Raw genomic sequence first — 12,183 nt, 5'->3', positions numbered from 1 at the left:
TTTCTTGTTGTACATACTTTAAGGGGGGAAATATGGCGTTAGATCTGGATTCATATTTTGGAATACATGCTAAAGCTTTAGTAGCTCGTGATCAAAGGGCATCACAATTAGCGAACAACTTAGCCAATGTCAACACACCCAATTATAAAGCTCAAGATATCGATTTCAACGAATTTTTAGCGGCAAGTATGGCTGGTGGTGCACAAAAAATGGAGGTTACGTCGCCTAATCATATTAATACAAACGCTGATTTTTCTGCGAATTTGAAATATCGAGTGACGTCGCAAATGTCTTTAGACGGAAACACAGTGGATAAAGATTTGGAAACCACAGAATTTGCACGCAATTCCCTTAACTACCAAGCCAGCCTGAGTTTTCTTGATGGTAAAATCAAATCCATGATGCTGGCGCTAAAAGGAGAATAAGAATGACATTAAGTGCAATTTTTAATATTGCGGGCTCAGCATTGACCGCTGAAACAGCGCGTTTGACCACTAGCGCCGAGAACATGAGTAATGCTAATGTAGAGTCAGGGAGTGCTGATGAGACGTACAAAGCAAAGTATCCGATATTCAAAGCAGTGCAGGCACAGGCAAACCAATGGATGGGGGAGCAAGCATCAGGAGGGGTTCAGCTTAAAGGAACTTATGAGAGTACCTTAGAGCCTCGAAAGCGTTATGCACCTGATAACCCTTTAGCAGATAAGGATGGGTTTGTTTATACACCGAATGTGAACTATGTTGAACAAATGGCAAACGTGATTTCTGCTTCTAGATCATATCAAATGGATGTTGAATTGCTTAATACAACAAAACAACTATTGTTACGGACTTTAAAGTTGGGTGAATAAGGGAGAACAGTGAATGTCGACAAATTCAGTTAATGGAACTAACGCGTCTAACCCATCATTTAATAATCAAATTGACCCTACGACGAAGAACAGTTTGGGACAACAGGACTTTCTACGTTTAATGGTTGCTCAAATCCAAAATCAGGATCCGATGCAACCGCAAGTAAACGGTGAGTTTTTATCGCAATTAGCACAGTTTAGTACTAATGATGGGGTTACCAAAATGCAAGAATCGTTACAACAAATGGCAACTTCTCTGCAATCAAATCAGGCTCTGCAAGCTTCGGCTTTAGTGGGTCGTAAGGTTCTGGTTAATAGCCAGACCCTTCAACTGGGTACTGAGGGTGATGCAAAAGCAGCAGTTGATATTCCACCAGGTCTAAGTAATTTAAGTGCATCAATTTATTCAGAATCTGGTGAGCTAATAAAAACGATTCCATTAGGCCAGCCTGCTCCCGGATTTTTTCAATTTAGTTGGGATGGTACCGGCGGTGACAATAATCGCATGAAAGAGGGTAAATATAAAATTGAGGTGCATGCTGTTTATGGAGGGAAAGAAGTATCATTAAAAACAATGACCTCTGCCAATGTTGATAGTGTAAGCCTTGGTCAAAATGGAGAAGGCTTAAAATTGAATGTAGCAGGGATTGGACCAATATCATTGGATCAGGTAAGACAAATATCAGTTTAAAAGCAGGAGGCTAAAATGATTTTTGACGCAGCACTAAGTGGACTTCAAGCAGCAACAAGTAATTTGGATGTTATAGGTAATAATATTGCGAACTCTTCGACTGTAGGGTTTAAGGGCTCTCGTGCCAATTTTGGTGATATTTATGCTTTTGGTGGTTACGGCAGCTTTGGCGCAGGCAGTACTTCTATAGGTAGTGGGGTGATGCTGACTCAAGTTCAGCAATCATTCGCATCTGGAAATTTATCCAGTAGTACAAACAGCCTGGATCTTGCAGTGAATGGTTCTGGTTTTTTTATTTTAAATAATTCAGATGGCGGGGCGGTGTATACACGCGCGGGCCAGTTTAATTTGGATAACCAAAATTATATTACCAATGCGAATGGGCAATATCTTACGGGACTCCTTTCTGATGGCAATGGAAATATTACAGGAACCTCCGGAAAATTACAGATAAATACAGAAAATATAAGTCCGCAGGCAAGTACCACAGTGACGACTGGCGTCAATTTGAATTCACAAAGTACTCCTCCTGCCATCGATTGGACAGGTGGAGCTGCGCCACTTAGCAGCTCTTATAATAATCCAACATCATTAACTATTTACGATAGCCTAGGAAATTCGCATGTGCTTAGCATGTATTTTATCAAAGCAGATTCTGCTGCAGCAGCAGGGCAACCTAATGCGTCAACTCCTCCAGGCACAGAGAATCAATGGTATGTTGCTTTTCAAATTGATAACCAAAATGTTCCTGCGAATGTTGGAACAGATAATACAACGAATCTGTTCGAAGTGAATTTTAATTCGGATGGATCCTTTGTCGGGGTTGCTAGTCCAGGAGGGGCTGCTATAGGTAATAATCTAATTCCGCTGTCACTTAATTTGAACAATGGTGCTAATCCTTTAAACTTAAATATTGATTTATCAAACAGCACACAGTTTGGTAGCCCCTTTGGCGTTCAATCTACTTCCTCAAATGGTTATACAACAGGAAGTCTGGCCAGCCTGAGTATTGATGATAGCGGACTTATTTTGGGAATTTATACCAATGGCCAGTCTATGGCTATGGGACAAATTCAATTAGCTAATTTTGCTGATCCTACAGGCCTACAAAATATGGGAAATGTTTGTTGGGCTGAAACTTCTGCTTCAGGACAACCTTTAATTGGTACTGCTGCTTCCGGAGGGTTTGGTGCCATTAAATCAGGTATGTTGGAGCAATCTAATGTTGATTTAACCAGTGAATTAGTTGATTTGATTAGTGCGCAACGCGACTTTCAAGCCAATGCTCAGTCAATTCGTGCTGGTGATGCAATCACCCAAACAATTATTAATATGCGTTAGGAGGTAACTTATGGATCCTATCTTGTATAATGCTGCTAGTGGAGGACAGATTGGCTTTAAACGTCAGGAGATAATCGCCAATAATTTGGCGAATGTGAGTACTCCAGGTTTTAAAGCGGATATGTATCAAGCACAAACTATGTATGCAAATACAGATGGATCCGGCAAAGGGCCATCCTTTTCGATACAAAACCCGAGTGCAGTTGATTTGAGCCCTGGCGAGATTATGACAACAGGGCGTAATCTCGATCTAGCAATTGAGGGTAATGGATGGTTTGCAGTAAGCAATAGTCAAGGCAAAGAGGCTTATACTAAAGCTGGAAACTTACGTTTGGATATTAATGGCTTATTAACAACCGGTTCTGGGCATCCGGTTTTGGGTAATGGCGGCCCAATTTCGATTCCCCCTGCCCAATCAGTCAACATAGGAGCCGATGGCACAATTACAGTGGTTCCACTGGGTGGTGATCCTAAAAGCGCGGCCATATTGGATAGAATTAAGTTAGTTACGTTGGATAAAAATAATATTGTTAAAAATTCAGAAGGTTTATTCCAATTAAAGAATGGGGGTACTCCGGCTGCTGCTGATGGGAGCGTTAAGGTTAGAAGCGGGGCCATCGAAGGTTCTAATGTGAATGCTATTGATCAGATGGTCGAAATGATCACCTCAGGACGTGAATATGATGCACATATGAAGCTGATATCTACTATCGAAGACAATTTCCAAAAACTGGCACAAGTATTGCAAGAATGATAACCAATTTAATTGAAGAATAAGAATAATTGCGGGGGGATCTCCATGGAACCAGCATTATGGGTAAGTAAATCAGGCTTGGAAGCACAAGAAAAAAATATCGCTACGATTGCTAATAATTTAGCAAACGTTAATACAACTGGATTTAAAAAAGATAGAGCAATCTTTCAGGATTTACTTTATCAGAATTCAAGCCAGGCTGGGGCCCAATCTTCAGAGAACTCTTTAATTCCAACGGGAATAAATTCAGGTGCAGGTGTCCATTTAGCTGCTACAGAAAAAATATTTGAACAGGGAAGTGTACAAAATACACGCAATCCTTATGATTTAATGATCCAGGGGCAAGGATTTTTTACGATTTTAATGCCTGATGGTACCCAAGCTTATACGCGTGATGGTACTTTTACAGTAGATAATACAGGCCAGCTTGTTGATATTAATGGGTATCCATTGCAACCTGCAATAAATATTCCTACTCAAACTTTAGGAGTAACAATTAGTACTGATGGAGTAGTGAGTGCTACTGTGGTTGGAAGCAATACGCCAACTGTACTCGGAACCATCCAACTCGCTAATTTCACGAACCCGACAGGGCTTCAACCTATAGGACAAAACCTTTTTATAGAAACTGCGTCGAGTGGTGCTGCCACATTGAATAATCCAGGAAATTCAGGTGTAGGGACTTTGTTGCAAGGCTCTTTGGAAGCATCGAATGTGAATGTGGTTGAAGAGTTAGTCAATATGATTCAAGCACAAAGAAGCTATGAAATTACCGCAAAGAGCATCCAGACAGTGGATAACATGTTGCAATACTTGAATCAAACTGTTTAAGAAGATTTCATTAATGAAATTATTTAATTTGCTTGTTATAAGCTCAGTTGTCATGCTTATGAGTGGGTGCGAACTTTTAAATCCTCCCCAGCGTGGAAAGGATCCTGAGTTTGCACCTACATATCCTACAACGCCTGATCCAAAGGAGTTGAGGAAAGAGTCTGGAGCTATTTATAGCGCTGAAACGGCATTGCCTCTTTTTGAAACACCAAGAGCTAGGCACGCAGGTGATATCATTACCGTATTTTTGGTTGAAAGTACCAATGCATCAAAAAATGCAACACTACAACAGATGAAAACAGACACAAACGTAGTCAAAAACAAACTCTTTTTGGGACGGCCAATATCCTTTGGTAGCGGTTACAGTATGGATTTTGACTTGAACAATCAGCGACAGTTCAATGGTTCTGCACAGGCAGTACAGAATAATAAGTTAGCGGGAAGCATTTCCGTTACTGTGGCTCAAGTGTTGGCCAATGGAAACATGGTAGTTCAGGGTGAAAAATGGGTTAAAATCGACCAGGGGGAAGAATATGTACGCGTATCCGGTATTATTCGTCCTCAGGATGTTCGGGCTGATAATTCCATCACTTCGGATCGTCTGGCTAATGCTCGTATTGCCTATGGCGGCACAGGACAAGTGAATAACACGAATGCTCAGGGATGGCTAGCGCGAATTATGTGGGGACCATTATTCCCAACATAACCTAACCTGTATCTAAATAAAGGTAAATATGATTTAAAATGGAGTATCTACCTGACTATTGCTGCGTTTTATCATTAGAAAGGGATTTGTATTATAAGAATGCTTAATTAAGGAATTGTAATGCGGCGATTGCTGATAATTACATGGATGTTTGCAATAAACTTGATATCAAATCATGTTTATGCCGAACGCATTAAAGACATTGCTACTTTGGCTGGTGTTCGCACGAACCAGTTGGTTGGTTATGGTTTGGTTGTTGGTTTAAATGGTACTGGAGATAAAAACGGAACTCGATATACCGAAGATACTTTTGCAAACATGCTCACTCAGTTAGGTGTTAACATACAACCAGGAACCAAGCTTAATTCAAAAAATATGGCTGCGGTTATGGTGACAGCGAGTTTATCTTCTTTTATGAAAAAGGGTCAGGCCATGGATGTCAATATTTCGTCGATTGGCGACTCAAAAAGTTTATTAGGCGGCACTTTGTTAATGACTCCATTAAAAGGAGCGGACGGACGAGTTTATGCAATAGCACAGGGAAATGTGATTGTATCTGGTGTAAGTGCTGCGGGAAGTGATGGTACAAGCGTTACGGTAAATGTTCCTAGTGGAGGACGGATTCCGAACGGTGCAACCATTGAGGCAGACATACCTAATCCTTTTTATTTTACGAAAGATTTGACCTTTAACTTACATACCCCTGATTTTACAACCGCGAAGCGCATGAGTGATGCCATTAATGAAATGATGGGGCCAGGAACCGCCAGAGCATTGGATGCCGCTTCCGTTGTTGTTACTGCACCTAAAAAAATGGCACAACGTGTGGATTATGTTTCAGTGTTGGAAAATATAGAATTTAAACCCGCCGAGGCAATGGCTAAAATTATTATTAACGCTCGTACTGGAACAGTAGTTATTTCCTCGAATGTCATTGTTAAATCTGCTGCGGTATCGCATGGCAATTTAGTGGTTAGTGTGACTGAGACTCCGGTGATAAGCCAACCTAATGCCTTTGCAAATGGACGAACCGTTTCAACACAGCAGTCACAAGTGTCGATTGACCAAAAAAATAATCATGCTTTTGTCTTGCCGCGTGGTGTGACATTAAAAGATATTGTTCGAGGTATTAATGCGGTTGGCGCAACTCCAGCTGATGTGATTGCTATTCTTGAAGCATTACAACAAGCGGGTGCATTAAATGCCACACTAATTGTAATATAGGTGTGTATTTTGAGTATCATCGATTAAGATAAAGGATTAATATGAGCGTACATGGAATTGCAACGAGTGATTTTAATGCATTAAATGAACTAAAAGTTCAAGCTCAAAATAATGCAAAAGAAGCGCTGCCTGATGCTGCGAAGCAATTTGAAGGAATATTTTTGCAATCTATGTTGAAAAGTATGCGTATGGGGCAACACTTTCTTGATGAGTCTAGCCCTTTTAGAGGTAAAGATCGGGAAACTTTTCAGGATATGTTAGATGCTCAATATGCCAGTACTATTGCAAATTCCAAGAGTATTGGATTGGCTGACATGCTTGTAAAACAAATGGAGCGTAATCTGCCTACTGCAGATCAACCAGAAAAGAGTACACCTGCTAAGGCGGAGATTCCTTCTTCTTTGCCTGCTATTCCAGTTAAAGCAGCAAAACAGGATATACCAGCAACTACCACAATTGATGAGTTCGTCAAATTAATTTGGCCTCAGGCCAAACAAGCTGCGTCACTTATTGGTTTGGATCCTAAAATTTTAATGGCGCAGGCTGCATTGGAAACAGGATGGGGAAAATTTGTCACTAAGGATATTGATGGGAGCAGTAGCAATAATTTGTTCAATATCAAGTCAGGTAGTAATAATAGGCTTGACTCTGTAGATGTAAAAACAACTGAATATATTGCCGATACTCCAATTAAAGTCAATGCATCGTTCAGAAAGTATTCATCAATTGAACATAGCTTTAATGATTATATTTCTTTAATCAAAGGCAGTGAGCGATATCAAAATGCTTTAGCCAGTACTGGAAACCCAGAGCTTTATGTCAATGAGTTACATAAAGCAGGATATGCCACTGATCCTGAGTATGGTACAAAAATTCTATCAATTTATCATGGTGAAGAATTAAACCAGGCAATTCAACGTTGTGAATTATTAGAGCAAGTTTGATGGACATTTGAATATTAGGTCAGGGAGTGAGTAACTATGTCAATACTAAGTATTGCTTATTCGGGAATGAATGCTTTTCAAAATGCATTGAGTGTTACTGGAAATAATATTGCAAATATCAAAACTCGGGGTTATTCAAGACAAAGTATTCAATTTACTGCCACTCCATCACGAAAGTTTGCGGGCTCTTTTATTGGTACCGGAGTAGCAGTTAATAATGTTTCCCGTAACGTGGATCAATTTGCTAATGCTCAAGTGAGAAGCACTCTAAGCATTAAATCTCAATACGATACTTTTTACCAGCAAGCCTTACAAATTAATAAGTTGCTTTCTCAGGATGGCAGCAGCCTTTCCTCGTCTTTGCAATCTTTTTTTGATTCGTTAGGCCAACTCAATAATGCACCAGACAATGTTGCGTCGCGAAATGTGGTTATGAGTCAAAGTCAATTATTAGCGAGTCAATTTTTATTCTTACAGCAAAATCTCGATCAATATCAAGAAAACTCCACAGCACAGATAAAGGAAATAGCAAATAAAATTAATCAATTAACATCAGATCTTGCTGCTGTGAACGGACAAATAATGAACTCCCCTAATTCCCCTGAATTGCTGGATCAACGGGATGAATTACTCAAGCAACTGTCTGAATACTCCGATTTAACTGTTGTGGAACAAGGTAATGGGATGGTAAATGTGGGAATTGGCAGTGGTCAAATGTTGGTGATTGGAGCAACGCAACGTGCTTTATCTGTGAGTTATGATCAATTAACAGCACAAGGGACTCATATTTCATTGGATACAGGTGCAGGACAAACAGATATTACTAATCAACTAGCAAGCGGAACATTAGGCGGTTTACTCGATTATGAAAGAAATATTTTATCTAAAACCAGTCAAATAATAGGCCAAATGGCGATTGGTTTAGCACAAACATTCAATGCTCAAAATTGTTTGGGTATGGATTTGAACAATCAATTAGGACAGAATATTTTTACTGATTATAACAGCCAAGCGTTGCAATTGAATCGCTCGATTGAAGCAGCAACAAATACAGGGTCTGGAGTATTGTCTGTAAATATTTCTGATATTTCACAAACCAAAATAACGGATTACCAATTAGTTGTTACCAATGCAGGGGCAAATCAGGTAACACTTATTCGTGACTCTGATGGTTCTGCGGTAACTTTAAATTGGAGTAGCAATCCACCAGCTCCTCCTGCAGGACAAATTGTAGTTGATGGGATGACGATTACTGTAGATAACATAGCTAATTTGGCAAATAATGATTCTTTTACAATTATGCCTACACGTGGAGCAGCTTCGAATTTTGCCCTATTGATGAGCGATCCGCGTCAATTGGCACTTGCATCACCGGTGCAAACCAGTGCTTCTCTAAACAATACAGGGCAAGGAAAAATTGATTTGGGGCCTGTTTTAAATACTACTGAGGTTACAAAACAATATACTATTGATTTTATTTCCCCAACTCAATTCAATTTGATTAACGTCACTGATGGTATTACAACTGGCCCAATTACGTTTGTTCCTAATACAGACAATGTGATTCAGATTCCGGATAATATCAATCCTTCTTATTCTATTACTTTATCTGGCGCCCCAAATACAGGCGATCAGTTTACAGCCCAGTACAACCAAGGGGGATATGGTGATAATCGCAATGGGTTGCTTCTAGCTGGAATTCAACAACAAGATATTTTTTCTAGCGGTACAGAAACGCTTTTTGACGTTTATTCTGATTTACTGTCTGATTCAGGCAGCCTAACTAACGAAGCCAAAAATCGCAGTGATGCATTTCAGGTTTTATATAAACAATCTGTGGATTATCAGGAAAGTATCAGTGGAGTTAACCTCGATGAGGAAGCGGAAAATTTATTACAATTCAAGCAAGCATATGAAGCTGCAGGAAAGCTAATGGAAATAGCCAATCAAATGATGGAAATACTTTTTCAAATAATGAGGTGATAAATGCGTATTTCAACAAATCAAATTTATCAGAACAGTTTGAGCAGTTTATTACTCAAGCAAGAGCGAGTAGCGAAACTGCAAGAACAACTAAACGAAAATTTTTTAAAGGTACGTTATTCATCTGATGATCCTATCGCTTTTGCGCAGATAGAACTAATGAATCAGCGTATAAGTACCACAGAGCTTCTTCAAAAAAATCGTGAAAGTGCTGATAGTGCGCTGAGTATGGAGGAGTCCATTTTAAATGACTGCACCACCAGTATGCAGCGCTTGCGGGAAATTCAGGTTAAAGCTGGGAATGCAACATTGTCTGAACAGGATCGTAAGGCATTAGCAATCGAGGCGAATATCATTTTGAATGAGTTGCTTGATTTTGCCAATACAAAAGATATTAATGGTGATTATATGTTTAGTGGCGGGCAAACTTCCACAGTACCTTTTTCAATTAACTCCTTGGGGCAATATGTATACAATGGGGACAGTACACAGCGTTTTCAGCTCGTTGCAAGTAGTTTGCAAATGGCTGTTAATGATCCGGGTGATGCTCTTTTTATGCGAATACCCAATGGAAATGGCAGTTTTACCATCAAACAAACAAATACCCCAAATACTGGAACTGCATCATTAGATACGGGTTCGGTAACTACTCCATCAGCCTATGTGCCTGATAATTATACCATGAGTTTTGCATTAAATTCACAGGGACAGTTGGTCGTTATGGTCAGTGGCGCAGTAAGCGGGAATGTAATTCCTCCTACAGGATTACCCGATGATGCTCCTTTATACGAAGAGGGGATGAGTGTTAGTTTTAATGGTATGGAAATGAAAGTTTCAGGAATGCCAAATCCTGGTGATGCCTTTTCAATTACTCCTTCTCAAAATGAATCGGTTTTTGCAACGATTCAGAATATGATTAATAATTTGAATCAACCTTATTCAAGTGCTGCAGAAAAAGCAGCAGCAACTACTGTTAATAATCAAATATTGGCCCAAATAGATAGTGCTTTAACCACTATTTTGGATGCTCGTGCCAACCTGGGAGCTCGCTTAAATCAGTTAGAACATGCTGAAACAGCAAACTCAGATTTAATTGAACAAAGCAAAATTATTTTAAAGAGGTTACAAGAAGTTGACCCATTAGCTGCTGCAACTGAATTCAAGCAGGAGTTGTATAATTTAGAAGTTGCACAGCAAAGTTTTGTACTGATTCAGGGATTATCTGTTTTTAATTTCATTTAATTTTTAGAGGTACGTTGATTAATGAATTCCTCCTACGTGGTGTGACTTGTTTACGGGGCACGTAGAGAGGGTAAACGCTAAATTTTGACCAGACAACGGCTGTTTTGCCTACGTACTGCGCTTTATGCCTGTACGATCCCCACAAAATTCAAAGAAAGACTGTAGTGGGGGTCTGTGTTGTGGCATTTAGCTCAGAGAGTAGAGGTAATAAATTTTGAAACTGTTTTACTTTGAGAGAGATTCCTTTTTTGAGAGCTTCGCGCCCTAAATAGACCAGGGATAAAATGTTGGTGAATTTTGAAGAGTGAGCCTGAAAGGAAGATGCATATCCTTTACGCTTGGTAAAAATGCCAGCAAGCCAACAAGCAAAAGTAGAGATAGCAGCAATAAGCAGTAATATGCTCATTCTTTGAGGAGAACGAGAAAGACTTTCTTTCAATCCAAACCCATAACGAGTACATTTTGTATCACGAAAATTTTCTTCTATTTGCATGCGTTGCCGATAAATATTCACAGCGTATTCAGCGGTGTTTGTTGAGGTCAATGAAGTGACCAATAACCAAGGCTCACGATGAGCTCTAGCATATCGTTTACTCATTGCATCACGCCTACCTTTCTTGTATTCACTCTATGACGACCTTTAGAGAGGCCTTTATAGAGTATAAAGTGAGCAGGGATTTGTTCTTTCTCTGTAAGAAGGCCCTGCCCCAAGTAGTTAGGTTTGGCTGTGGCTTGTTCATAATAGATATGACTTAATTGCCAAGTTGCTGTAGCCTCTAAATATATCGCATTCTTATGGCGTAATCGGCCTAAAAAATCCCAATCAAGCGCTCGAACATAGGAAAACCAAGGCGCTCTAAATCCCGCATCGGTAACAATAATAGGTTGTACAGAGCTCGGTAAAATAGCTTTTAGATTATTTAAAAATTCTTTATGAGTTTGATGGTTATTTTGTTTTTTCTGTGGATGACATTCTTCGTAAATCACAATCGAGCGTCCTTGCATCGACAAGGAGGCTCTCAATAAATAGAGTTTAGTCTGCGAACATATACAGCTCCAATCAACATGAATCCAGGGGCGTCTTTGTGCTGCTAGTAGATAATGACTCATTGTCCTATAAAATTCAATCGCTTCTTTTTGTAATCGCGTATTCCCTAATAAGCGGTCTATCCTTTTTATATTGCTGCGAGTCTTAACTTTAGTATGAGGCAAATGACGGCCAAGCGATGTCAGCGTTAATTTATTTACCTTAATTAACGTCGATGAAGCCATGATTAAATTGTGTAAGCGTGATTTATGAATAAAAGGTAATTCTTTTGCTAATGTTTTGTGTAATAATTGCATCAGGTGCATGACGTCGATCTTTTATTGTTGTGGAACTCTATTGGATCATAATCCGTCATGCACTTTCAATACCATTATTCCTATATTTCAATGCCTTAAACCAAATTTTTTTGTCTATCTCTCAGGCTTTATGCACGGCATCCAGACGATTGTATATGTAGGCTAGGACTGGATTCCACACATAAAGCGCGGAACGTAGACATTTATTCATGTCCTAAGAATCTCAATAGGGATAAATATGCGATAAAAACAGTTCTTTTTTACCTACTTGCC

The 12,183-nt window shown here is 39.5% G+C and carries 13 protein-coding genes; 11 read left to right on the top strand and 2 right to left on the bottom strand.

Going from position 1 to position 12,183, the window contains the following annotated elements:
• Window positions 1-32 precede the first annotated feature (32 nt).
• From flgB to flgL, 11 genes are all read left to right on the top strand, one after another.
• A complete protein-coding gene (flgB, locus tag DY223_RS09765; RefSeq protein ID WP_058458828.1) occupies window positions 33-425 on the top strand; it encodes a flagellar basal body rod protein FlgB in 393 nt (130 codons plus the stop codon).
• Window positions 426-427: 2 nt separating this feature from the next.
• Window positions 428-850 carry a flagellar basal body rod protein FlgC gene (flgC, locus tag DY223_RS09760; protein ID WP_058458827.1) on the top strand — a complete coding sequence of 141 codons (423 nt, stop codon included), beginning with the start codon at window positions 428-430 and terminating at the stop codon, window positions 848-850.
• Window positions 851-863: 13 nt separating this feature from the next.
• A complete protein-coding gene (locus tag DY223_RS09755; RefSeq protein WP_058458826.1) occupies window positions 864-1,541 on the top strand; it encodes a flagellar hook assembly protein FlgD in 678 nt (225 codons plus the stop codon).
• Between the two features lie 15 nt (window positions 1,542-1,556).
• On the top strand, window positions 1,557-2,882 hold the full coding sequence (flgE, locus tag DY223_RS09750; RefSeq protein WP_058458825.1) for a flagellar hook protein FlgE: 1,326 nt from the start codon (window positions 1,557-1,559) through the stop codon (window positions 2,880-2,882).
• A gap of 10 nt (window positions 2,883-2,892) precedes the next feature.
• Window positions 2,893-3,636: a flagellar basal-body rod protein FlgF gene (gene flgF / locus DY223_RS09745; protein WP_058458824.1), complete on the top strand. Its 744-nt coding sequence runs from the start codon at window positions 2,893-2,895 to the stop codon at window positions 3,634-3,636.
• 45 nt (window positions 3,637-3,681) lie between these two features.
• Window positions 3,682-4,467 carry a flagellar basal-body rod protein FlgG gene (gene flgG / locus DY223_RS09740; protein ID WP_058458823.1) on the top strand — a complete coding sequence of 262 codons (786 nt, stop codon included), beginning with the start codon at window positions 3,682-3,684 and terminating at the stop codon, window positions 4,465-4,467.
• A gap of 13 nt (window positions 4,468-4,480) precedes the next feature.
• Complete coding sequence (locus tag DY223_RS09735) at window positions 4,481-5,173, top strand: flagellar basal body L-ring protein FlgH (RefSeq protein ID WP_058458822.1); 693 nt, start codon at window positions 4,481-4,483, stop codon at window positions 5,171-5,173.
• A gap of 120 nt (window positions 5,174-5,293) precedes the next feature.
• Window positions 5,294-6,397, top strand: coding sequence for a flagellar basal body P-ring protein FlgI (locus tag DY223_RS09730; protein WP_058458821.1), 1,104 nt, complete (start codon window positions 5,294-5,296; stop codon window positions 6,395-6,397).
• A gap of 41 nt (window positions 6,398-6,438) precedes the next feature.
• Window positions 6,439-7,341 carry a flagellar assembly peptidoglycan hydrolase FlgJ gene (flgJ, locus tag DY223_RS09725; protein ID WP_058458820.1) on the top strand — a complete coding sequence of 301 codons (903 nt, stop codon included), beginning with the start codon at window positions 6,439-6,441 and terminating at the stop codon, window positions 7,339-7,341.
• Window positions 7,342-7,377: 36 nt separating this feature from the next.
• Complete coding sequence (gene flgK, locus DY223_RS09720) at window positions 7,378-9,324, top strand: flagellar hook-associated protein FlgK (RefSeq protein ID WP_058458819.1); 1,947 nt, start codon at window positions 7,378-7,380, stop codon at window positions 9,322-9,324.
• A gap of 3 nt (window positions 9,325-9,327) precedes the next feature.
• A complete protein-coding gene (flgL, locus tag DY223_RS09715; RefSeq protein ID WP_058458818.1) occupies window positions 9,328-10,566 on the top strand; it encodes a flagellar hook-associated protein FlgL in 1,239 nt (412 codons plus the stop codon).
• Window positions 10,567-10,714: 148 nt separating this feature from the next.
• On the opposite strand, the gene DY223_RS09710 is transcribed toward flgL, so the two are convergent.
• Window positions 10,715-11,164: a hypothetical protein gene (locus DY223_RS09710; protein WP_058460248.1), complete on the bottom strand. Its 450-nt coding sequence runs from the start codon at window positions 11,162-11,164 to the stop codon at window positions 10,715-10,717.
• On the bottom strand, window positions 11,161-11,910 hold the full coding sequence (locus DY223_RS09705) for an IS4 family transposase (protein WP_160116276.1): 750 nt from the start codon (window positions 11,908-11,910) through the stop codon (window positions 11,161-11,163). The genes DY223_RS09710 and DY223_RS09705 overlap by 4 nt, the downstream gene beginning before the upstream one ends.
• Window positions 11,911-12,183 lie beyond the last annotated feature (273 nt).

The sequence above is a fragment of the Legionella bozemanae genome (assembly GCF_900450575.1).
Lineage (GTDB): Bacteria > Pseudomonadota > Gammaproteobacteria > Legionellales > Legionellaceae > Legionella > Legionella bozemanae.
The sequence above is the reverse complement of the archived record's forward strand: the minus strand, read 5'-3'. Positions and strand labels throughout refer to the sequence as shown.